We start from the raw sequence: 20,643 nt of genomic DNA, 5'->3' as shown, positions 1-20,643 counted from the left end.
CTCAACTCAACTCATTCTCATCTCAACTTGCTTATTAAGCTTTCTCACAGTCTATAAAATTCAGACTTCAAAGTCAACAGCGATGTTTCCATGATTTGTAGTAAACAATAAGAAGAAGCAGGAACCGCCGCTTTTCACGGATAGGTCTGCATAAATAGAAAAGAAAGAAAAAAATTGAACGGATGACAGGGTTCATTCGTCGTATAGGCAGATAGGAAATGAGGGATGCCCATGGACCTTGAGAGAATAAGAGCTGCCCAAGGGGACAACAAAGCTTTAGCAGGGCTGCTGAAAGATCACTACAGCTTCTTGTTCAAATACGCCTGGAAGATGTGCGGGGAGGAACAACTGGCTTATGACATTACCCAGGAAACAATCATGAAAGCGATCCGAAAGATCCATCAGTATAAAGGGAATGCCAGCTTCTCCACATGGCTGCTGCAGATTGCAACGCATACCTTCCTTGATATGAAAAAGAAGCACAAGAATACCCGGTTCCTTCATGAGCATGAAATCAATCATATCGAAGCTGCCAAAGTACCCGAAGAATGGTTCGAAACCCAAACGGCCATATGGAAGCTGGAAGAGAAGCATCGTATCCCCATCCTTCTGAAGCATTATTACGGTTACGAATATGAAGAAATCGCTAACCTGTTAAAACTGAAAACCGGCACGGTCAAATCACGTGTTCACTATGGCCTGGACCGTTTACGGAAGGAGCTTAATATCGATGAATGATAATAATAAGAAACGTCTGATTGAACAGCATCTTCACGAAACGAGCAAAAAAATCGATGACTATTTGGAAGTGGATGAACCTTCCTTTCATCAATTTGAAGCTTGGATAGAAGAACATTCCAGGCGTTGGTACCAGCGGTTATGGATAGAACTTGTATGTCTGTGGCTGGTGGCAGCCATCGGTCTTTCCGCCTTATCGTTCACGTTTATCATGTTCCCATCCTTGTTCCTTATCATCCAGATTATTGCTGTCGGGAGCATGTGTGTGTATGCCCTTCGTGAAAAGCGGCGAACGGTGGTGACATCATGAAACAATACGGGCCTGAAGATATCCCTTTATGGGGATTTCTGCTTCTTGGAACGGTCTTGCTTACCCAAAGCTCGATTCTTTTTATAAAAGCAAGGCGAATCGATAAAGCTCCGTGGTTCTGGGGGCTGATCGGCATCATTCAATTTCCGGTACCGAGCATTCTGTTTTTCATCCTGCGGCGCACGGTCTGGAGGGAGACGCGTTGAAAATCAATCTTGTATTCGCTTGTCTTTTACTGCAGATCGCAGGATACGTCTCCTTGTTCTTCCATCTATGGACGGGGCTGATTCTTATCGCATGCTCGTATGCAGGGTTGTTCACTATATTATTTTTACTTGCGCAGGAGCGTAAAAAGGAGGAACCATTTAATGATTATCGTGACTACTGATTTTGTACATGGGTATGATCTTACAGCTATGAAAGGATTCGTCCGGGGAAGCACCGTTCAGTCGAAGCATATCGGACGCGACATCCTTGCCGGGTTAAAGAACGTCGTCGGAGGAGAAATTAAAGACTATACAGCAATGATGGACGAAGCCCGTCAGCAGGCTATCGGGCGCATGATCAAACACGCAGAAGAAAAAGGTGCGGATGCGGTAATCGCCGTCCGCCTGGAAACTTCTACGGTTACAAACTCTGCTTCAGAAATAATGGCATATGGGACCGCTGTGACTCTTAAACCCAAAGAATAAGCTCAAGGAATACAAGAAACAACATTAGCCCCTGTCAACTCCCATTGAGTGGAGTACAGGGGCTTGATTTGTAGAATTCAGTATTTGGGTATAGACTATTAGCAATCCAAGAGAAGTTATAAAGGAGAGAGACGTATGAAACCAACTGCACTCATTACCGGTGCTTCCGGAGGAATCGGGTACGAACTCGCCCGCCTCTTTGCAAAGTCCGGGTACAACCTGATTGTCGTAGCAAGATCAGAGGCCAGGCTGGAAGCGTTAAAACAGGAATTGGACGGACATCCCGTCACCATAATTGTCCAGGATCTTTCCGAGCCAGGTGCTGCCCAACAGATTTATGACCGGGTAAAAGAACTCGGACTGACGATTACCGTGTTGGTCAACAATGCCGGGTTCGGTTTAAACGGAATATTTGATGAACTCCCCCTTGCCGATCAGCAGCAGATGCTGCAGGTCAATGTGAATGCTTTAACAGAACTGACTCACTTGTTCCTGCCTGAAATCAAAGCGGCGCGGTTCCGTTCGATACCGAAGGGGATCCTCAATGTAGCGAGCACAGCTGCATTCCAGCCAGGCCCTAGAATGGCCGTTTACTATGCGTCCAAAGCTTACGTACTATCCTTTTCCGAAGCTCTTGTCGAAGAGTGCAGAGATACAAGTGTGACAATCACAACTCTCTGTCCAGGTGCAACGGAGACAGAATTCTTCAAAAGAGCGAAAGCAGAGCATACGAAGCTCGTCTACAGCACTATGAAGCCGGAGACCGTTGCTAAATCCGGGTTTCTAGGCTTCGTAAAAGGGAAGCGCGTCGTCATTCCCGGAATGGCAAATCAAGGGATGGCCTACGCTTCAAAACTACTCCCCCGCTCTCTTGCCGCCAAACTGGCACACTATGTCGACCGTTAAGAGTATGCATCACAAATAGAGAGATTCCCCCGATAAACCTTTCGCCCTGAATCTTTTTTCTCTATAATAGAGATATTATGGAAATGAAAGGGATTAAAGGGGGATCTTATGAAGAAGTGGATCATCGGGATATTGTCAGGGGTCGTCCTCATTGTCGGAGCGGCTGCCTACTACTTCGCAAGCCAGGAAGAAACGATGACGGCAGAAGAAATGGAGACGACCAGACAGTCTGCCGAACAGACCGTAACCGAGGAAGTCGAACAATTCGAGAAAGAAAAGAAGAATCCTTTCGGAGACGAAAAGGCCGGTGGTGATTTGACGGATTCCGATTACCAGCAGTACATCCACGCCATGTCTCACCAGAAGGTCAAAGCAGATAAGAAGTGGACGAACTACGTCATCCATCCCGAGCGGATCGACTGGCTGCTTCAACACACCGCCTCTTCTGAATTACAGCATGGGGACACGTATACAGAGATTTTGACGCGCTGGAAGAACGATGATTACTCCCATGCCGTCTCCGATCACAACACCATTTGGAACCTTCAAAATGGTAATGTAGGAAAAGCGACTGGCCTGCTGACCGAACAAGAAGAAGTCCAATATATAGAAAAGCACCAGTAATAGATTGTACCTGCACCAAGACAAAAAAACGCCCGGACCGTGTGTCCGGGCGTTTCTTTGGTTCTACAATTCTTCTGCAGTCTTCCGGAAGCCGGCGAAATTACGAAAACCCTGTCCTGTGTAATAAGAGGCAGAGCTTTCTGTTGCCAGCATCTCCATCCTCGTTTCGGGATAACACTCATGTGCTGTGCGCAACAACTGCTGCGCCACGCCGTTATTCCGATACTCTTCCTTAACGAGCAGCTCACAGATATAAAGGGTCATCGTGCCATCGGTAAGGCCGCGCAGGTAACCGATGACTTCCCCATCGGAAACGGCAACAAGCGCGGGCTCTGAATTCAGCCAGGAACACAGAGTCTCCTCGGCCCGATCCACAAGGACTTTCCAGTTTTCCTTTTCGTTCAACTGTTGAACGGCATCGATGTCGTGTTCTAGAAATGAGCGGACTTGAATGGAATTCATAAAATCCAACCTTTCTTCTTATAGGATGTTGATTCCCTTCTGCCGTCACCCAGTCATTGTAGATTCTATTTCTCTCCTACTTTATCTCTTTTTTAATTTTACCAGCCCTTTACATGCGCATTATCATAAGGGTTATGTTAAAATATTATCGGACTTTTTCGAATTATTCAAGGGGGATAAGACATGTTTAAGCGTTCCATCCTGATTATTTCTCTGCTTCTGCTTGCCGCCTGTTCTTCCCAAGACTTAGGTTTGCAGGATTTGGAGGAAGCACACCCGGACACATTCGCGGAACCTATCCAGGCTTTATCAGACAGTCAGAAGGAGCGACTGGGACTTCCGGATAAGCTGCCCTTTGACGTCTCTGATGTCCAGGCAAGTATAGATTCAGACACCGTTACAATCGTATACGGATCAAAGAAAGAAACGGGAGCAGCCGTGCATACGATCTATGAGCCAGGTAACATCCTTCAGGAATCCGAGCTGCAGATACCTCTTAACAATGGAGCAGTAGCCGGTGTTCAAGAAAGAAACGATACCGTATTCGTCGAGTGGTATGAGTCCGACTCTGATGTCATTTATCAAGTGGAATATAACGGAACAGGAGAGGACCGGACAGAACAAGCAATGAATATCGCAAATTCGATTTAAAAAAAACAGCCGCTGAGCGGCTGTTTTATATTTTTTCAAGTTTTTTAAAGTTTCGACTGATCGGCCGCGGAGCCTTCAGACGGTCAAAGAAAATCATATAATTGTTCCTCTTCCCATCGATTTCCTCAATAACGCCTTCACCGAAGACCGGGTGTTTCACCCGCTCGCCCTTCTTAAAGCCGCTATCGGTCGGTTCCGGAGCGCGGTAGGCAGCACGGATATATTCTTCTGCCTCCTCCCGTAAGGAAGGATCCATTTCTCCAATACTCTCATAAAGACCTTCTTCCACTTCGAACAGAAAACGGGAAGGGTATTTCTTCTGCCCTCCGTTCTGAAAGCCTTCCGATTCCGTCAGATACAGTTCCTTCTCCGCCCGGGTGACGGCTACGTAAGCAAGGCGACGCTCTTCTTCAAGGGCCCGTTCTTTCCGTTCCCTGAGCGCCCGGACATTAGGAAGAATATTCTCTGACAACCCGATCAGAAATACGTAAGGGAATTCAAGTCCTTTCGCTGTATGAATCGTCATCAGTTTGACGGAATCCTTTTGCTCCTCCCGGTCGTTTTCGGTATATAACGCCAGCATTTGAAGATACTCATCGAGGTGTATAGCTTCCCCCGCCATCTGTTCATACTGCACGACGGAATGAAGGAGTTCCGCCAGATTATCAAGCCGTTCCTGGTCCCCGTCTTCACGCCTGTATGCTTCATAACCGGTAGACTGCATGGACTCCTGCAAAAGCTCCGAAACTTTTCTCTCTTTCTGAATGGATCGAAGATGCTCCATTGATTCAATAAAGGAAGCTGCTCCTGTTCTCAGGAACAAAGGATCCTCCTGATATTTTTTCAATGTTTCATAAAGAGTCGTCCCGTCCTTTTCCGCCCTTTGACGAAGAAAGGTCATCCGCTTCTTCCCAATCTGCCTTCTCGGAACATTGATAATCCGCGCAAAGGAAAGATCATCTCCCCAGGCGATCATTCGCAAGTGTGCAAGCGCATCTTTAATTTCCATACGTTCGAAGAATTTGAAGCCGCCATAGATCGTGTAATCAATATTGGCAGCAATCAATTCCTGCTCGACGGAACGGGATAAGTAATTCGCCCGATACAGGATGGCGATATCCGAACGTCGCCCGCCCTCCTTTTGAAGAATGGATTGAATTCTATCTTTCACCCATTTCGCTTCCTTGACTTCGTCTTTGGCATGATAGTGGAGAACCTTGACCCCGGATGGATGGACAGGGGTCATCTGCTTATCGACGCGAAAATAATTATTCTGGATCAGCGCATTCCCCAAGGACAGAATTTCCGGAGTCGAGCGATAATTTTCGTTTAGAAAAATGGTCTGAGCTTCAGGGAAATAGTTTTCAAAGTCGACCATATATTTCGGGTCTGCTCCCCGCCATTCATAGATGGTTTGATCCGGGTCGCCTACGACAAACAGGTTCCGATGTTTATCGGAAAGCATACGCACAAGTTCGAACTGTTTCAGACTGCTGTCCTGAAATTCATCCACCTGGAGATAGTAAAGGCGCTCCTGCCATTTCTCCAACACTTCTTTATATTGATCAAACAGGACGAAGACGAAATTTAACAAGTCATCAAAGTCAAGTCCATATACCCGTTTCTGCTTTTTCAAGTAACGTTGGATAATCTGACCGTCCAAATCGCCGGATGCTTCCGAATCGGGCATCTTACCCCGGAGTATCATCTGTTGGACGTAATGTGTATTCCCCTTCAGGATACCGATTTTGTCCAATATCCGCTTGAATGTCTTCTCGTTCATCTTCAGTTCAAGCTCTTCGAATACTTCCCGAAGCAGCACTTTCTGATCCTCTACATCCAGAATGGCGAAATTCTTCGGATAGAATAAGCGGTGGATATCCTCCCTTAAAATACGGACACAGAATCCATGATAGGTGGTGATGAAGCCCGTATCCTGCTCCCCGCCGATTAATTTTTTGACTCGTTTTTTCATCTCATTGGCTGCCTTATTCGTAAACGTCACCGACAATATATTACCGGGGTCGATTCCGAGCTCTTCGACAAGAAAAGCGTATCGATTTGTCAAAGCGCGCGTCTTTCCTGACCCTGCCCCCGCGATAACACGCACATATCCCTCCGTGGATGCGACCGCCTCCTGCTGGGAAGGGTTCAATCCGTTCAATAACTTCTCCATCGTGCTTCTCCTTTTCAAGAACATTTGTTTGTATTATAGCACATTCGGGGACTATTCCCATGATCCGACTGTTTGAGAATGACCAAAAGAGGAAACGAGGAAGGAAGAAGGAGATGAGAGACAATGAAGGACAAGGTACAACCTCTATTCACAGAAAAGAAAGTGCATCATACACACTTCCCGAACAGGTACGTCGTCGCACCAATGACGAGAATCAGCGCAGCTGATAACGGAATAGCGACAGACCGAATGAAGCACTATTACGAACGATTTGCAGCCGGTGGGTTCGGCGCTGTCATCACGGAAGGAATTTACCCCGATAAGTCCTATTCGCAAGGGTATGCCAATCAACCAGGCCTTGCCGATGAGAATCACAGGGATGCTTGGAAGCCGATTATCCAAGGGGTTCAAAAGCACGGAACCCGGATCATCGCCCAAATTATGCATGCCGGGGCTCAGTCCCAAGGTAACGCCTATAAGGATCAAACCATCGCTCCTTCCGAAGTGGCACCAAAAGGGGACCAGCTTTCTTTCTATGGTGGAAATGGTGCGTTCTCAACACCGAGGGCAATGAACAAAGCAGACATCGCATCCGTCAAAAAGGCTTTCGCGACTTCTGCACGCCTGGCGAAGGAAGCCGGATTCGATGGTGTGGAGATCCATGGTGCGAATGGTTATCTAATCGATCAATTCCTTACTGATTATTTTAACCAAAGAGAGGACGAGTACGGAGGAGTAACGAAGAACCGGCTTCGTTTTGCACTGGAAGTCATAGAGGAAGTCAGACAGGCTGTCGGCAGTGACTATCTCGTCGGGATAAGAATTTCTCAAGGAAAAGCTTCGGATGGCGAACACCGCTGGGCGTTAGGAGAAACGGATGCGCGCACAATTTTCGGAGACTTGGGAGACAGCTCTCTGAACTTTATTCATGTTACAGATAAAGACGGCACCCAGCCCGGCTTTGGTGAAGGATCTATGTCCATGGCGGCTGCCGCCAAAACGTTCAGCGGGCTACCGGTCATCGCAAACGGCCAGCTTCAGGACCCGGAAAAAGCAGCAAGACTGATTAATGGAGAAGAGGCTGATTTTATCAGTCTCGGCACAAGCGCTTTGCAAAACCCTGATGCCCCTGACAAGATCAGACGCGGAGAATCGCTGGAAGCCTTTGATTTCCAAAGCATTATGCTTCCCCAGGCTGATATTAAAGAACAGGAATGGAGATAACAACAAGAGCCGAGCCCCCATACAGGGAGTTCGGCTCTTGTTGTCAGTCAGGATTGTCCATAATAATAGCGGGTTGCCTGTTGAAGGTTTCGGAACGTACGAACACCGTCCAGTCTTATTCTATAATTTGTAAACTGCATCGCCACTTCCGGCCTTAGACCTGCAAGCGCCACCTCTACTCCAAGAAGCTGAAGGTTCTGGATCAGACGCCTTAGCAGGTCGCCCCAGGCTTCGTCAATAGAAGTAATACTGGCGAATTGGATGGCGAGTCTGTCTATTTGTTTTTTTTGACAGGCGGCAGGCACACGCGTCAACAGGGTTTCTTTTTGGGCTTCCCGTAAAATAGGCTGCAGCGGGAGCAGCCCGAACCCTTTGGCGATCGTTACAATATTGACCGTCATTTCTTCTATAATATAGGTCAGTCGATCTTCCTTTTCCTTTTCTGCGGTTTTATCCCTCACCCTTGCAAGGATGTACACTTCCCCGTCCTCACGAAATGACTTGGTGAACCACTCCAGTACGACCTCTTTCCCTCGGATCCGATGCTGCTTCTCTGCTACTTCTTCCCTCGCATCATTTCCGACTGCAAGTTCCAGCATGTCGCTGTCCGGGTACAGCTCAGAAAACTTCCTGCCGATGATCTCCTCCATCTCCAGTTCAAATATCCGTCCATAAGCTGGGTTGGCGTAGGCTATTCTATATTGCTTATCCGAAATCAAGACCCCTTCGTCCAAAAGATCCATCGCATTCTGCATAAGCATCCGGAACCCCCCTGTCTTCATACTTTCATTATGATGGGGGTACACTTGGAAAATCAAGATAATTCGACATAATTTTCTGAAAAATTAGTATAATTAAAGATGCATTCTTATTCTAAAGGTCGGCTTTCTGTGCAAATAAAAAAAGCACCCGCAAGAAGGATGCTTTTACGCCTTTTCCATTTGTTCCAATCTGGATATGATAGCTACATGTTTTAGGTTCCCGATCGAGTCGAACTCGATTTCAAGACAATCGCCGGGCTTTACAAATCCAATTAATCGTTCCTTCAAGACAGAAAGTTCATTTCTCCGTTCAGAATCTTCAACTAAGACAGCATAGTTACCTTCGTATCGATCCAGTCTGTATTGGTTCACCGGTCCAATCCCCTTCTGTAGTTGGTCCACCCTTCTTTCCTGCGCCAGGCGGCTCTTACCTACCCTTACCCCTGTCTACTTATAGCTAAACATGTCGAATAAACCCCTGCTCTGGACATCGTTCTATGACCGTGATAAGATAGACTAACAAACGTTAGTTAGTTGAATGATAAGGAAGTGATCACATGACGAAAGAAAACATTATGGAAGAGAGTCTGACGCTCTTTGCCAACCAGGGATATGAGAATACGACCTTGGCAAACATAGCGGATGCGGTAGGAATTAAGAAACCTTCCATTTATAATCACTTTGACAATAAAGAAGCCATTTTTTTGAGCGTTTTATATCACGTGGCCGAGCGGGAATCCGATTATTTGATTTCAGAAACCTCGCTTTCTAAGGATCATACGATAGCCGAACGGCTTAAGCACCTGTATTGTACGTATTTGGATCATATGTCGAATTCGACGGAGGGAATGTTCTTCAAGCGGGTCACTTTCTTTCCGCCGGAGGACTTCTCTGATGACATCCAGGAAGTGTTTCTGATGATCGAGAAAACACTGACAGACATTCTCGTACCGATTTTAGAACAGGGAATTAAAGAAAAAGTCATCCGTCCACTTCCGACGGAACAGCTGACTTCTGCCTTTTACACCCTTACTAACGGTCTATTCCTGGAAGAGAACTTTTATGACAAGGAAGTATTTCATAAGCGGCAGGAGGCGAGCTGGGAAGTTTTCTGGCTGGGCGTCCAATGCCCGGAGAAGGAGGAGTAATGATGGCATGGTTCTATCTGCTCGTAGGAGCTATATTTGAAATAGGTTGGGCGATTGGATTGAAATTATCAGAAGGCTTTACGGATCCATTGTTCTCTACGTTAACAGTGATCGGGATTTTGATCAGCTTTTCTTTCTTTACGAAGGCGTTGACCATGTTTGATATTGGTACGGGATATGCGATTTTTACAGGTATTGGTGCAGCGGGAACAGCGATTCTCGGAATGACACTTCTCGGCGATGGCGGCGGCCCGGGAAAGGTCTTTTTTATTGTTCTTTTAATTGTCGGTATTATCGGATTGAAAATGAGTGACTCCTCGCCAACCACCGAGGAAGTCCAACACCAGGAGGGATAAGGATGGCATGGGTATTTTTAATTTTGGCTGGTATGGGAGAAATGGTAGCGATGTTCTTTCTTAAGCTGTCGGAAGGTTTCAAGAAAAAACGGCCGGCGGTCTTTGCAGTTCTGGCCGGGGCGACGAGCTTCTATTTCTTATCATTGTCTCTAAGAGAGCTTCCGATCGGAACGGCTTATGCCATCTGGACAGGAATCGGATCTGCTGGAACAGTGTTGTTGGGAATACTATTCTTCCGGGAACAAATCAATCCAAAAAGAATAGCCTTTGTGGGTTGTATCATAGCAGGCGTCATCGGATTGAAATTAGTCTCATAAATGTGACAATAGTGCTTGAATGATCGCTATTAAGCACGTAAAATAAGAAGAAGCTGCAGTGCAGCCTATTGTTACAGCATCGATGGGGGAACGGAAATTGCGAAAAGTATTAGTCGGTATTCTTATGTTGATTGTCGTTGGTTTCAGCTATATAGGGTACACGAGTTTGGATCATCCTGATGCCAGACCTTCTGCACCTCAAGAAGTGAAAAACTACTAAAATAAAAGGAAAGCCGGGATTCCGGCTTTCCTTTTTTTATGGCTCTGCTTTATAGGGAAGGTCCACGTCCCGATCCTCTCCCCATGTTTTCTCAAGATAGTCATCCCGTCCGGAATTTCCGCGGTAATACTCGTAGCGGAGCTTGTTCTTTTTATAGTAATCCTGGTGATACTCTTCCGCACGGTAAAATGCCCCCGCTTCTTGAATCGGGGTCACGATCTCCTCGGTGAATCGACCGGAGTCCTGCTGAGAAGCAAGGAAAGCTTCTGCCTTCTTCCGTTGGTCTTCGCTCTTATAGAAAATCCCTGTTTTATAAGAAGAGCCTCGATCGACGAACTGACCTCCGGTATCAGTAGGATCTACTTGTCGTATGAATACTTCCAAAAGATCAGAATAAGAGAGGACATCCGGATCATAATAGACTTGCACAGCTTCGACGTGACCGGTATCCCCGGCAGATACCTCTTTGTAACTAGGCGTTTCTGTATGCCCTCCTGTATAACCGGAGACTGCTTCCTTCACCCCTTTCAATTTCTCGAAAGGCGGCTCCATACACCAAAAGCAGCCGCCGGCGAAAACAGCGGTTTCGTATCCTTCAGGGATATCCTCTTCCGTTACAGCCTCACTTCCGCCGCTTCTCTGGGTCAAATAAGCATATCCTTCTGGAACCAGGAAGACAGCAAGCAAAAGAAGCACAATGACTGCAACCCAACGCTTCCTATATTTCCTCATTCGACCTCTCCTCTCCCTTACAATATAACATGGGAGAGAGAAATTGGGGGATAGACAGTGCGCTCAGGAATAAAAAGCATGATCCCAACCGGTTTCAGTCGTCTTCCCTGTGTTTGCCGACAGTGAACGTTCTATGATTCGGAACGCGTTCTCATTATCCTCGGCACATTCGGAAGCCACTCCATCTCTCGGCACCCACAAATCGTACCCTCTCATATAAGCATCGTTAGCTGTAAAAAGAACACAAATATTACCGGCGACCCCGGTCAATATTAATCTCTCCACCCCCAACTGTTGCAGCAGAATATGGAGTTGTGTACCGAAAAATCCGGAATGCTTCGGTTTAATAATGAAATAATCGTCCTCTTCCGGAAGCATCCGCTCAATGACCGGTCTACCGATCCCCTGCTTACATTCTTCAATCAAATCGGGCACGTTGTCCTGCCACAGCCCGAAGTTGTCATTCACGTAGATGACCGGCACTCCTTTTGACCTTCCTTCTTCCTTTAAAGAAAGGATGGTATCCGTAATCGGAAGTGTCTGTTCCAACAAATCATTACCACCATCAAAATCCATTTTGTTGATCATGTCTATGATCAGTAAGGCCGTCTTCTTATCCTCTTTCATCATCCACCCTCCTTAAAATGGTTCCGGAGCGGCTGGAACTTCCCGCTTATGCTGCGTCTTTCGATGCCGCTCTTTCAACTGCTGTTCTGCCTCTTCCTCAATGTCTTTCCCTTTCAAGAATGAATCGATGGCATCGTAAGAGACTCCGAGTTCCTCTTCATCTGTTTGTCCTTCCCACAAATCCGCGCTCGGTTTTTTCTTCACAATGGATTCGGGGACTCCGAGTGCTACCGCCATTTCTCTCACTTCCTCTTTCCTTAAATGGAGCAGTGGATTCAAATCTACTCCGCCATCCCCGTATTTTGTGAAATAACCGGTATAGTCTTCTGCAGCATTGTCAGTTCCGACAACAAGATAATTGTAATTACCAGCCACTGCGTAGAGGGTGCTCATTCGAAGCCTTGCCTGTAGGTTGGCCCCGCGAAGCCGTTCGGTATCCCGGTTCCAATCCCCACGGGAATGCAGCTGCTGTTTGATCGTATCGTATGTAACCGAATACGGCTCCGTCAACTCGATCCCTATATAGTCGAGGTCAGCCGCTTCCACCACCTCTAAGGCTTCCTTCTGTTCTTCCATCTTCTTATGGATCGGCAGCAAAACGCCTAATGATTGTTCCGGAAAGGCTCTTTTAATTAGAAAAGCAACGACGGCGGAATCAATCCCTCCGCTTATCCCTACTAATACGCCCTCCATGGACGCTTCCTCTACTTTTCCCTGCAGCCATTCACATAAATAATTAATTCGATCCTCCATAGACTCCACCACACCTTTCTATAACGAATGTTACTAAGTGACTTTCCTTATTTTTCAAATAGATAAACATATAGAAGGGTAAACAAAAAACTTTTCATTTCTATGCATTTACGCAATAATGAGGGATAGCAATCCTTTCAAGGAGTGAAAAGTATGATAGAACAAGAACGCCATGTACTCGTTATTTTCCCACACCCTGATGATGAAGCATTCGGAGTATCCGGAACGATTACATCCTATATAAAACAAGGAACCCCTCTCACTTACGCCTGCCTGACGTTAGGTGAAATGGGAAGAAACCTTGGAAACCCTACATTCGCTACGAGAGAATCCCTTCCACAAATCCGGAAGCAGGAATTAATTAAAGCCGCAGAAGCCATGGGAATTGAAGACCTGCGCATGATGGGCCTTCGTGACAAGACCTTGGAATTCGAAGATGATGGAGAGATGAAGAATATGGTTCGTCAGCTGATTGACGAACTGGATCCATCTCTTATCATCACCTTCTATCCCGGGTTTGCCGTTCACCCCGATCATGAAGCAACAGCCCGTGCCGTCGTCCGTGCCGTCAGAGAGATCGATCCACAGGACAGGCCGAAGCTCCATACGGTCGCCTTTGCGAACGACACGGAAGAAAAATTGGGCAGACCGGATATCGTTCATAATATCGAATCCGTCCAAGAAGAGAAATTGAACGCCATGCGGGCACACATCTCTCAGACGTCCCGCACACTCCAGATGCTGGAAGAAGGCATCAAAGTAAACGATCCGGAAGCGATGAAATGGGTAAAAGATGAGCGCTTCTACACCTACAACTGGAACAATGATCAGGTCACCTAAAAGAAAGACTCTACGGAGTCTTTCTTTTTTACATCTCCATAAATCCTACTTGAACAGGCGACTAAAGAGGCCATGAAATGTCCATCCTGAAAATGATACCCTTATCATAGATCATAGAAAAGAAGGAGCTGGATTGGATGGAAAGACAATCGTGGTCGAGCGCTGTCATCATTTTCTTACTATTAACCGCTGTTACAGCCTGCTCCACAAATGAAGAACAGGAAGGCCCTCTCCGCCCCGAGGTGGTCATCCAAGTGGATCACGAGCCTCTCCCTGTCGGCGAACAAAGTGTCCTTCAAGCAGAAGTAATGAGAGAAGGACAGCCGGTAAAGAATGCCGCCTCCGTCAAATTTGAAGTCTGGTTTTCTGAAAAGGGACAGGACACATCTGAAATTTTGGAAGCAAAACATGTCGGTAATGGGAGATATGAAGCATCCTTTACATTTAAAGAAAACGGAGCCTATGAAGTGATCGCCCATACACAAGTTGATGATATCCATACGATGCCGAAGCGGATCATCGCTGCAGGAGACGAACTTCCAAAAGACGCTCATGATTCCGATAGATCCGCACAAATGGCGGAGAGCATGTTCATGGTTCAACTGGTAACCGAAGAAGACGTAAAGCAAGGAGAGCCGTCTTTACTTACGGTTCATATCAACCATATGGAAGAGCCTTTTTCCGACGCTGAAGTGAGACTGGAAATTACTGCACCATTTATGAAAGAGCCTGCCTATGTGGATACAGATCCTGTAGAATCAGGCGAATACCGAGGACAGTTTACGTTTCCCCAAACCGGTTCCTACAAGTTGAACGTTCACTTTGAGAAGGTGGATGAAGACATACACGGACACAAAGAAGAAACATTGGATATCGAAGAATAAAGAAAAAAAGGCCGCCCCATAGAAAGGGCGGCCTTTGTCATTAAATTTCTGTATTTTGGAGCTTTTTCTTCTTCGCCATTTTTTCACGTTCGTTCTTGTTGAGATATTTCTTACGAAGACGCACACTCTCCGGTGTAACTTCGCAATACTCATCATCATCCAAGTACTCAATTGCCTGCTCCAGAGTCATCTGGCGTGTTTTCTTGATCGTAGAGGTTGAATCCTTGTTAGCAGAACGGATGTTGGTCAAGTGCTTCTCTTTCGTAATGTTAACGGTAAGATCGTTCTCACGGTTATGCTCACCGACAATCATTCCTTCATAAACTTCTGTACCCGGTTCTACAAAGATCGTACCGCGGTCTTCCAAGTTCATGATTCCGTATGTGGAAGCTTTTCCTTTATCAAGAGATACAAGGACACCTTCCCGACGGCCGCCGACCTGACCTTTGGCCATAGGTGCGTATCCGTCGAACGTATGGTTTAGAATACCGTAGCCACGTGTCTGGGTCATGAATTCTGTGGAATATCCGATCAAACCACGGGAAGGTACAAGGAATTCAAGACGGACTTGGCCGTTTCCATCGTTGACCATATCCTGCATTTCACCTTTACGGTAACCAATGGACTCCATTACAGCACCCTGGTACTCTTCCGGTGTATCGATTTGCACACGTTCCACAGGCTCACATAGAACGCCGTCGATCTCTTTCAAGATTACTTTCGGCTTGGAAAGCTGCAGCTCATAGCCTTCCCGTCTCATATTCTCAACGAGAATAGACAAGTGCAGTTCTCCACGTCCGGAAACTGTGAAAGCATCAGGAGATTCCGTAGGATCAACACGAAGACTTACGTCAGTCTCGAGCTGTGTCATCAGACGCTCTTCAATTTGACGGGACGTTACGAACTTACCTTCACGTCCAGCGAAAGGACTGTTGTTGACAAGGAATGTCATTTGAAGGGTTGGTTCATCAATACGTGGGATTTCCATTGCTTCCTGATGTTCAGGGCTGCAAACCGTTTCTCCGACGTTGATATCTTCCATACCCGCAAGAGCGATGATGTCTCCAGCTTTCGCTTCTTCGATTTCGACACGTTTCAGACCGATGAATCCGAACAGCTTGGAAACGCGGAAGTTTTTAACGGAACCGTCTTTCTTCATTAGAGATACCTGCTGTCCAACTTTGATCGTACCGTTGAATACACGGCCGATACCGATACGTCCAAGATAATCATTGTAATCAAGCAATGTTACCTGGTACTGAAGCGGCTCATCCTTCGTATCCACTGGTGCAGGGATGTTGTTCATGATCAGTTTAAAGATCGGGTCCATCGTCTCCTGCTGATCCTCAGGCTCATCACCGGAAGTACCGTTCAATGCAGAAGCATAGACAACAGGGAATTCCAGCTGTTCGTCATCTGCACCCAGTTCTATGAACAAGTCCAGAACTTCATCAACAACTTCATCAGGGCGGGCGTTCGGACGGTCAATCTTGTTCAAGACGACAACAGGAGTCAATTTCTGCTCCAGTGCTTTCTTCAGAACGAACCGTGTTTGTGGCATACAGCCTTCATATGCATCTACGACAAGCAGTACGCCGTCTACCATTTTAAGAATACGCTCAACTTCCCCACCAAAGTCTGCGTGACCAGGTGTATCAAGGATGTTGATGCGTGCATCGTTATAATTGATCGCGGTATTTTTCGCTAGAATTGTAATTCCGCGTTCTTTTTCCAAATCATTAGAGTCCATGGCGCGCTCATCGACGTGCTCGTTATCACGGAAGGTTCCGGAGTAGTGAAGCATTTGGTCAACCAACGTCGTTTTTCCGTGGTCAACGTGTGCGATGATCGCGATATTACGTATATCATCTCTGTGTTGCATGAAGCACACACCTCTTTCGTATCATTATTCAACCGTTCTATTATAACACAGTTTCAAGGGCGCAGATACAAGTTTACATGCCTGATAATAATGGAAGCGTTTCATTGACTCACAAGTGTTTCGGAAGTCCGAATCTTTCCTTTCCATTGCAGAGCCACCACCATAACGGGTACAATATACAACAGCCCTTATCTGCTAACAATATGGCCTTTGTTGGTTGTCTATATACAGAAAACACTCGGAAATTAGGTGAAGCAATGAACACGAGACGTATCGGAGAATGGCTTGAAGTAGAAGTGCCGGAAGAATGGAACGGCTATACGATTGAACGGATCATGAAAAAAAAGTGGCATGTCCCACGAAAATTAATCCACAGCTTCCGGTCAAAGAAGGAAGTTACTCTGAATCAGGAAATCCCCCACTGGAAAACCGCTAAAGCGGAGGCGGGGGATATATTACGCATCCGCTTGTTCCGCCCGCGGCCCCTAGAGGTCGTCCCGACACCTATGCACGTGGATGTGATCTATGAGGATGACCACCTTCTTGTCGTGAATAAACCTGCCGGTGTGTTCACCCATCCAAATAGACCGGATGAGCATGATACATTAGTGAACGGCGTAGCCGCTTATTTCAAGCAGAAAGGCATTTTTTCCACTCCAAAGTATGTACATCGACTCGATCGGGATACATCAGGAGCCATTCTGTTTGCGAAACATGAACTAGCCATCGCCATGCTCGGAAAAGAGTTACAGGAGCGAAGAATTAAACGAACTTATTTGGCATGGGCCCACGGAAATCTCTCTCCAGCGAAAGGCCGGATAGAAGCACCGATTGGGAAAGATGACAGCCATCCGGTCCGCAGATGTGTAGCGGAAGACGGACAGCGCGCACTGACCCATTATGAAGTTGTCGAATATGACAGGAAGCAAGACGCTTCCTTAGTCAAATTGCGTTTACAAACGGGGAGAACCCATCAAATCAGGGTACACCTCAGCCATGCCGGCCATCCGCTTCTTGGAGATGAATTGTACGGCGGTGCCGGGAGTCTTAATTATAAACAAGCCCTGCATGCGGCCAAGTTGACACTCTATCATCCCTTTACACAACAAGAAGTTCATTGCCTTGCCATGCCGATGAAAGCTTCCCCATTGTTTACAGAAGCGCAGGTCCTTAAGCTCTCTGATTGAGCACTTATTCTTATGAAAGTGGTCTTATCAAAGGGCGGAGGAATAGGGGGCAGCTCTCTGATTGCTTTTCCCTTTAACTATTGCCTCTTTGGCAGACTGAAAAAAGATCCGCCCACAAAGGCGGATCTTTTAATGCACTTGTGAAGCTTCAATATAATTTAGCCATCATAAAAGACATTTACTTCCCTGTGATAGACGCATACAAATCATCATACTTCTCTGCGCACTTCAGATCGAGTTCAGTAAGACCCTTGGCATTCCATGATGTAAGCTTCATAGTCACCATCTTATAATCAATGCTGATGAAAGGATGATGTTGAATGTCCTCCGAATATTCCGCGACATGATTGACGAACTGAACCCCTGTAAGAAATTCAGAGAACCGATAGCGTTTGACGATGAATTTATCCTCACTGAGCTTCCAGCCGTCTAATTCTTCCATTCTCGCCTGCTTCTCTTCATCTGGAATCCTTTGCTCCTCCATCTCTTTCACGACTCCTTTTTGTATAGCTGCTTCTACTTATAAATACCCTTTTCCCGAAAATGGAAACACTGTCGGATCAGTTGTCCATAGACATGAACGTCCGGAGATCATGAAGGCATAAATCAAGTGCGTGTTCCCAAAAGTCTGCTTCCTCCAGGTTTACACCTAAGTGTTTCATGGCAAGATCTTCCACGGACATCCTGCCTGTATCTTGCAGCAGGGCCACATACTTATCCTCAAAGCCCTGCCCCTCCTCGAGAGCTTTCGCATAAATTCCCATGCTGAACAAATAGCCGAACGTATAAGGGAAGTTATAGAAAGGAACATCGGTAATATGGAAGTGGAGTTTGGACGCCCAGAACGTAGGATCGTATTCCTTCAATGTACCGACATATGCTTCCCTTTGTGCCTCCTCCATTAAATCGTTCAAGCGCTGTTTTGAAACAGCTCCGTGCTGTCTTTCTTCATAGAAACGGGTTTCAAACAAGAAGCGGGCGTGGATGTTCATGAAGAATGCGATACTGCGCTGAACTTTATCCTCCAAGAGTACTCGTTTCTCTTCTTGTCCTTCCGCCTGTTTGACCGCAGCATCTGCTACAATCATCTCCGCAAACGTGGACGCCGTTTCCGCTACATTCATCGCATAGCCCTGATTTAATATCGGAAGCTCATTCATAACATGCTGATGATAGGCGTGCCCAAGCTCATGCGCCAGTGTCGCTACACTCGACGGTGTCCCTGAATACGTCATAAATATCCGGGTTTCTTCACTGTCAGGAAAGCTCGTGCAAAATCCCCCTGGCTGTTTACCGGGACGGTCTTCTGATTCGATCCACCCTTTCTCAAATGCCATCTCAGCGAAATCAGCCATTTTCGGACTGAACTGCCGGAAATGCTTTAGAATGAAGTCTGCTCCTTCCTGGAAGCTCCAGCCTGTTCCTGAATGACCGATTGGTGCTTCTACATCATAGAAGCTTAGTTGATCGATTCCCAAGAGTTCGGCTTTCTTTTTCATATAAGGTATGTACTGGTCCTTATATTTTGTAATGGCATTCCACATCGCATCCAGCGTTTTTCTGCTCATCCTGTTATATTCGAGCGGCTCCTTCAACACGTTCGTCCAGCCTCTGTGTTTATACACCTGCAGGCGGAAGCCTGAAAGGTGGTTTAACGTGCTGCTGAAAAGATCCGATTGCTTTCCCCATACCTGCTGAAGTTTATCAAAGGCTTCCTTCCGTACAGCGCGGTCGGAGGAATCGAGCTTATTCGCCGCCTGCCCGATGGAAAGCGTTTCTCCATCCAATTCGATTTTCAGTTTACCTACAAGCTGATCATACATTTGTTCCCAGGCATCGTACCCGTCAACGCTGAGATCATTAATCAATGCCTCTGAATTTACCTCAAGCTTATCTTTCGCATGTTCTCTTCGCTCATTAAGAACGAAAGCCACATCACGGAAAGGTGGCTGATTCAACAAAGACTTCCATACGTCATCATCCGTCTGGACAAGCTTCTGATCGAAGACGGTTAAGCTGTTATCCACTTTGGCCCCAAGATCACCACGCTTTGATAGCCAGGCGGAGACTCCCTCGTCCTCCACGTTTTGAGCATTCAAGCAACCGACGAAAGCTCCGAATTCAGCCAGTTCCTTTAAAACCAACTGCAGCTGTATCAGTACGGCATCTAAGTCTTCCATTTGATCCGTATTCTTTGGAGCATGGAAATCCTGCACCAGCTGCTCCAACGTATCGGCATGTTGTTCGATGCCTTGGACATACGACTTCAATTCTGATGAGCTGCTTCCACCAGCAAATATACTATTTAAATTCCAAGTAACCGGATAAGTGGACATGGATACTCCCCTTCCTTAATATGTACCATCATTTTTCATTTGAACGCTTACATTATATCAAAAATTTCCTTTCTCCCCTATTTCTATATAGTCAAAGCCTCTGTTTGTCTATATAATGAAAAAAAAAGAGTTTGGAAAGGATGAAGACTTGTGAGATACCGACGACAAGACCCCCTTCGTTATATATTTCCAAATCCTATAGGAGCCCGTTTTAAAATCATCCAGGTCGGCGACCGTCCGGTGGATTCATCGTTCGGCAAGGCGGTCATTCATGACTTGAGTACCGGAGGATTGAAAATGGCAACAGACATCAAGATTCCCCTCCACAAAGAGATTGACGTCTTCCTTCAACTGGAATTTGAAGGAACCTCCCTTTCCTTTACTGCCGATGTCGTTTGGATGAAGCCATATATGAAGGAATACCTTTATGGTTTGGATTTCAAAGGAGACCAGAAATCCGAAATTGTCCAGGCTTTAAAGAAATGGAAAGCGATTCCTGCCAACGGCTGATTTTCATTTTCTGTAACATAAAAGAAATATTTATGTAATAAAATTGAAACCTTTCCACTTTCTGATTCGTCTATATAGTAGTACGAAAACAAACATGTCGGAAAGGGGCGTTCATTATGAAGAAACGTATAGAATATGATTTTGCAGAAATCGCTAGTGTTGCAGGAGGGGCCGCCTTCCTGACCCTGTTCTTATACTTCATCATTTACGTCCAGTAAATAATATTTCAAGCCTCTCCTTGGAAGGAGAGGCTTTTTCGTATGCAGGCGGCAGTCTTTTTGATTAGAATAGGAGGAATCCTCTCTTT

Annotated in this window: 27 protein-coding genes; 17 read left to right on the top strand and 10 right to left on the bottom strand. The window is 46.3% G+C overall.

Annotation, left to right across the window (positions count from 1 at the left end):
• The first annotated feature begins 231 nt into the window (after positions 1-231).
• The 7 genes from M662_RS04580 to M662_RS04550 all read left to right on the top strand — a co-directional run bounded on the left by M662_RS04580 (position 232) and on the right by M662_RS04550 (position 3,270).
• Positions 232-738, top strand: coding sequence for a sigma-70 family RNA polymerase sigma factor (locus tag M662_RS04580; RefSeq protein WP_026578611.1), 507 nt, complete (start codon positions 232-234; stop codon positions 736-738).
• A complete protein-coding gene (locus M662_RS04575) occupies positions 731-1,048 on the top strand; it encodes a YxlC family protein (protein WP_026578612.1) in 318 nt (105 codons plus the stop codon). Before M662_RS04580 ends, M662_RS04575 begins: the two co-directional genes overlap by 8 nt.
• On the top strand, positions 1,045-1,254 hold the full coding sequence (locus M662_RS04570; protein ID WP_026578613.1) for a hypothetical protein: 210 nt from the start codon (positions 1,045-1,047) through the stop codon (positions 1,252-1,254). Before M662_RS04575 ends, M662_RS04570 begins: the two co-directional genes overlap by 4 nt.
• The gene (locus M662_RS04565) at positions 1,251-1,436 is read left to right on the top strand and encodes a hypothetical protein (protein WP_008632679.1); all 186 of its coding nucleotides are present in this window, start codon (positions 1,251-1,253) and stop codon (positions 1,434-1,436) included. Before M662_RS04570 ends, M662_RS04565 begins: the two co-directional genes overlap by 4 nt.
• Positions 1,417-1,740, top strand: coding sequence for a YbjQ family protein (locus M662_RS04560; RefSeq protein WP_008632680.1), 324 nt, complete (start codon positions 1,417-1,419; stop codon positions 1,738-1,740). The genes M662_RS04565 and M662_RS04560 overlap by 20 nt, the downstream gene beginning before the upstream one ends.
• A 135-nt stretch (positions 1,741-1,875) precedes the next feature.
• On the top strand, positions 1,876-2,646 hold the full coding sequence (locus M662_RS04555; protein ID WP_008632681.1) for an SDR family NAD(P)-dependent oxidoreductase: 771 nt from the start codon (positions 1,876-1,878) through the stop codon (positions 2,644-2,646).
• 108 nt (positions 2,647-2,754) lie between these two features.
• Positions 2,755-3,270 carry a DUF6241 domain-containing protein gene (locus tag M662_RS04550; protein ID WP_051348979.1) on the top strand — a complete coding sequence of 172 codons (516 nt, stop codon included), beginning with the start codon at positions 2,755-2,757 and terminating at the stop codon, positions 3,268-3,270.
• 63 nt (positions 3,271-3,333) lie between these two features.
• Here M662_RS04550 and M662_RS04545 read toward each other — a convergent pair whose 3' ends face one another.
• Complete coding sequence (locus tag M662_RS04545; protein ID WP_008632687.1) at positions 3,334-3,732, bottom strand: GNAT family N-acetyltransferase; 399 nt, start codon at positions 3,730-3,732, stop codon at positions 3,334-3,336.
• Positions 3,733-3,915: 183 nt separating this feature from the next.
• Here M662_RS04545 and M662_RS04540 point away from each other — a divergent pair, with 183 nt between their 5' ends.
• Positions 3,916-4,383: a hypothetical protein gene (locus tag M662_RS04540; protein WP_026578614.1), complete on the top strand. Its 468-nt coding sequence runs from the start codon at positions 3,916-3,918 to the stop codon at positions 4,381-4,383.
• A gap of 25 nt (positions 4,384-4,408) precedes the next feature.
• On the opposite strand, the gene M662_RS04535 is transcribed toward M662_RS04540, so the two are convergent.
• Positions 4,409-6,559: an ATP-dependent helicase gene (locus tag M662_RS04535; protein ID WP_026578615.1), complete on the bottom strand. Its 2,151-nt coding sequence runs from the start codon at positions 6,557-6,559 to the stop codon at positions 4,409-4,411.
• A 123-nt stretch (positions 6,560-6,682) separates the two neighbouring features.
• Here M662_RS04535 and M662_RS04530 point away from each other — a divergent pair, with 123 nt between their 5' ends.
• Positions 6,683-7,783 (top strand): oxidoreductase, encoded by a 1,101-nt coding sequence (locus M662_RS04530; protein WP_026578616.1) that lies wholly within the window; start codon positions 6,683-6,685, stop codon positions 7,781-7,783.
• 47 nt (positions 7,784-7,830) lie between these two features.
• Here the strand turns inward: M662_RS04530 and M662_RS04525 are convergent, their stop codons facing one another.
• Positions 7,831-8,544 carry a PAS domain-containing protein gene (locus M662_RS04525; protein ID WP_026578617.1) on the bottom strand — a complete coding sequence of 238 codons (714 nt, stop codon included), beginning with the start codon at positions 8,542-8,544 and terminating at the stop codon, positions 7,831-7,833.
• 165 nt (positions 8,545-8,709) lie between these two features.
• Positions 8,710-8,916, bottom strand: a complete 207-nt coding sequence (locus M662_RS04520) for a DUF3006 family protein (protein WP_026578618.1) — start codon at positions 8,914-8,916, stop codon at positions 8,710-8,712.
• 185 nt (positions 8,917-9,101) lie between these two features.
• On the opposite strand from M662_RS04520, the gene M662_RS04515 reads away from it, so the two are divergent.
• From M662_RS04515 to M662_RS04500, 4 genes are read left to right on the top strand one after another with little or no spacing between them, the layout of a single operon-like run.
• The gene (locus M662_RS04515) at positions 9,102-9,692 is read left to right on the top strand and encodes a TetR/AcrR family transcriptional regulator (protein WP_008632702.1); all 591 of its coding nucleotides are present in this window, start codon (positions 9,102-9,104) and stop codon (positions 9,690-9,692) included.
• Positions 9,692-10,048: a DMT family transporter gene (locus tag M662_RS04510; protein ID WP_442858824.1), complete on the top strand. Its 357-nt coding sequence runs from the start codon at positions 9,692-9,694 to the stop codon at positions 10,046-10,048. Before M662_RS04515 ends, M662_RS04510 begins: the two co-directional genes overlap by 1 nt.
• A 2-nt stretch (positions 10,049-10,050) precedes the next feature.
• Entirely contained in the window at positions 10,051-10,365 is a 315-nt protein-coding gene (locus tag M662_RS04505) for a DMT family transporter (protein ID WP_008632704.1), read from the top strand.
• Between the two features lie 58 nt (positions 10,366-10,423).
• The gene (locus tag M662_RS04500) at positions 10,424-10,585 is read left to right on the top strand and encodes a hypothetical protein (RefSeq protein WP_161484930.1); all 162 of its coding nucleotides are present in this window, start codon (positions 10,424-10,426) and stop codon (positions 10,583-10,585) included.
• 36 nt (positions 10,586-10,621) lie between these two features.
• On the opposite strand, the gene msrA is transcribed toward M662_RS04500, so the two are convergent.
• The 3 genes from msrA to nadE all read right to left on the bottom strand — a co-directional run bounded on the left by msrA (position 10,622) and on the right by nadE (position 12,697).
• The gene (msrA, locus tag M662_RS04495) at positions 10,622-11,317 is read right to left on the bottom strand and encodes a peptide-methionine (S)-S-oxide reductase MsrA (RefSeq protein WP_026578620.1); all 696 of its coding nucleotides are present in this window, start codon (positions 11,315-11,317) and stop codon (positions 10,622-10,624) included.
• Between the two features lie 63 nt (positions 11,318-11,380).
• Positions 11,381-11,944 carry a cysteine hydrolase family protein gene (locus tag M662_RS04490; protein ID WP_008632707.1) on the bottom strand — a complete coding sequence of 188 codons (564 nt, stop codon included), beginning with the start codon at positions 11,942-11,944 and terminating at the stop codon, positions 11,381-11,383.
• Between the two features lie 12 nt (positions 11,945-11,956).
• Positions 11,957-12,697, bottom strand: coding sequence for an NAD(+) synthase (gene nadE, locus M662_RS04485; protein WP_008632709.1), 741 nt, complete (start codon positions 12,695-12,697; stop codon positions 11,957-11,959).
• 153 nt (positions 12,698-12,850) lie between these two features.
• On the opposite strand from nadE, the gene bshB2 reads away from it, so the two are divergent.
• Positions 12,851-13,537, top strand: coding sequence for a bacillithiol biosynthesis deacetylase BshB2 (gene bshB2 / locus M662_RS04480; RefSeq protein WP_008632710.1), 687 nt, complete (start codon positions 12,851-12,853; stop codon positions 13,535-13,537).
• Between the two features lie 137 nt (positions 13,538-13,674).
• Positions 13,675-14,421: a FixH family protein gene (locus M662_RS04475; protein ID WP_008632711.1), complete on the top strand. Its 747-nt coding sequence runs from the start codon at positions 13,675-13,677 to the stop codon at positions 14,419-14,421.
• A 40-nt stretch (positions 14,422-14,461) separates the two neighbouring features.
• Here the strand turns inward: M662_RS04475 and typA are convergent, their stop codons facing one another.
• The gene (typA, locus tag M662_RS04470; RefSeq protein ID WP_008632713.1) at positions 14,462-16,303 is read right to left on the bottom strand and encodes a translational GTPase TypA; all 1,842 of its coding nucleotides are present in this window, start codon (positions 16,301-16,303) and stop codon (positions 14,462-14,464) included.
• Positions 16,304-16,560: 257 nt separating this feature from the next.
• Between typA and M662_RS04465 the strand changes: the two genes are divergently transcribed.
• Positions 16,561-17,490 carry an RluA family pseudouridine synthase gene (locus M662_RS04465; protein ID WP_008632714.1) on the top strand — a complete coding sequence of 310 codons (930 nt, stop codon included), beginning with the start codon at positions 16,561-16,563 and terminating at the stop codon, positions 17,488-17,490.
• 178 nt (positions 17,491-17,668) lie between these two features.
• On the opposite strand, the gene M662_RS04460 is transcribed toward M662_RS04465, so the two are convergent.
• A complete protein-coding gene (locus M662_RS04460) occupies positions 17,669-17,974 on the bottom strand; it encodes a 4a-hydroxytetrahydrobiopterin dehydratase (protein ID WP_008632716.1) in 306 nt (101 codons plus the stop codon).
• 76 nt (positions 17,975-18,050) lie between these two features.
• A complete protein-coding gene (locus M662_RS04455) occupies positions 18,051-19,826 on the bottom strand; it encodes a M3 family oligoendopeptidase (RefSeq protein WP_026578621.1) in 1,776 nt (591 codons plus the stop codon).
• Positions 19,827-19,976: 150 nt separating this feature from the next.
• Between M662_RS04455 and M662_RS04450 the strand changes: the two genes are divergently transcribed.
• Positions 19,977-20,336: a PilZ domain-containing protein gene (locus M662_RS04450; protein WP_008632718.1), complete on the top strand. Its 360-nt coding sequence runs from the start codon at positions 19,977-19,979 to the stop codon at positions 20,334-20,336.
• Positions 20,337-20,643 lie beyond the last annotated feature (307 nt).

Source organism: Bacillus sp. SB49 (assembly GCF_000469135.2).
Taxonomy (GTDB): Bacteria; Bacillota; Bacilli; order Bacillales; family Halobacillaceae; genus Halobacillus.
The sequence above is the reverse complement of the archived record's forward strand: the minus strand, read 5'-3'. Positions and strand labels throughout refer to the sequence as shown.

Bases quoted from the DNA above. Each gene is read 5' to 3' on its own strand.
- M662_RS04555 (WP_008632681.1), top strand. From the start codon at position 1,876: ATGAAACCAACTGCACTCATTACCGGTGCTTCCGGAGGAATCGGGTAC.
- M662_RS04505 (WP_008632704.1), top strand. From the start codon at position 10,051: ATGGCATGGGTATTTTTAATTTTGGCTGGTATGGGAGAAATGGTAGCG.
- typA (WP_008632713.1), bottom strand. From the start codon at position 16,303: ATGCAACACAGAGATGATATACGTAATATCGCGATCATCGCACACGTT.
- M662_RS04580 (WP_026578611.1), top strand. From the start codon at position 232: ATGGACCTTGAGAGAATAAGAGCTGCCCAAGGGGACAACAAAGCTTTA.
- bshB2 (WP_008632710.1), top strand. From the start codon at position 12,851: ATGATAGAACAAGAACGCCATGTACTCGTTATTTTCCCACACCCTGAT.
- M662_RS04560 (WP_008632680.1), top strand. From the start codon at position 1,417: ATGATTATCGTGACTACTGATTTTGTACATGGGTATGATCTTACAGCT.
- M662_RS04465 (WP_008632714.1), top strand. From the start codon at position 16,561: ATGAACACGAGACGTATCGGAGAATGGCTTGAAGTAGAAGTGCCGGAA.
- M662_RS04460 (WP_008632716.1), bottom strand. From the start codon at position 17,974: ATGGAGGAGCAAAGGATTCCAGATGAAGAGAAGCAGGCGAGAATGGAA.
- M662_RS04490 (WP_008632707.1), bottom strand. From the start codon at position 11,944: ATGAAAGAGGATAAGAAGACGGCCTTACTGATCATAGACATGATCAAC.
- M662_RS04540 (WP_026578614.1), top strand. From the start codon at position 3,916: ATGTTTAAGCGTTCCATCCTGATTATTTCTCTGCTTCTGCTTGCCGCC.
- M662_RS04545 (WP_008632687.1), bottom strand. From the start codon at position 3,732: ATGAATTCCATTCAAGTCCGCTCATTTCTAGAACACGACATCGATGCC.
- M662_RS04550 (WP_051348979.1), top strand. From the start codon at position 2,755: ATGAAGAAGTGGATCATCGGGATATTGTCAGGGGTCGTCCTCATTGTC.
- msrA (WP_026578620.1), bottom strand. From the start codon at position 11,317: ATGAGGAAATATAGGAAGCGTTGGGTTGCAGTCATTGTGCTTCTTTTG.
- M662_RS04570 (WP_026578613.1), top strand. From the start codon at position 1,045: ATGAAACAATACGGGCCTGAAGATATCCCTTTATGGGGATTTCTGCTT.
- M662_RS04535 (WP_026578615.1), bottom strand. From the start codon at position 6,559: ATGGAGAAGTTATTGAACGGATTGAACCCTTCCCAGCAGGAGGCGGTC.
- nadE (WP_008632709.1), bottom strand. From the start codon at position 12,697: ATGGAGGATCGAATTAATTATTTATGTGAATGGCTGCAGGGAAAAGTA.
- M662_RS04510 (WP_442858824.1), top strand. From the start codon at position 9,692: ATGATGGCATGGTTCTATCTGCTCGTAGGAGCTATATTTGAAATAGGT.
- M662_RS04530 (WP_026578616.1), top strand. From the start codon at position 6,683: ATGAAGGACAAGGTACAACCTCTATTCACAGAAAAGAAAGTGCATCAT.
- M662_RS04475 (WP_008632711.1), top strand. From the start codon at position 13,675: ATGGAAAGACAATCGTGGTCGAGCGCTGTCATCATTTTCTTACTATTA.
- M662_RS04525 (WP_026578617.1), bottom strand. From the start codon at position 8,544: ATGCTTATGCAGAATGCGATGGATCTTTTGGACGAAGGGGTCTTGATT.
- M662_RS04575 (WP_026578612.1), top strand. From the start codon at position 731: ATGAATGATAATAATAAGAAACGTCTGATTGAACAGCATCTTCACGAA.
- M662_RS04515 (WP_008632702.1), top strand. From the start codon at position 9,102: ATGACGAAAGAAAACATTATGGAAGAGAGTCTGACGCTCTTTGCCAAC.
- M662_RS04455 (WP_026578621.1), bottom strand. From the start codon at position 19,826: ATGTCCACTTATCCGGTTACTTGGAATTTAAATAGTATATTTGCTGGT.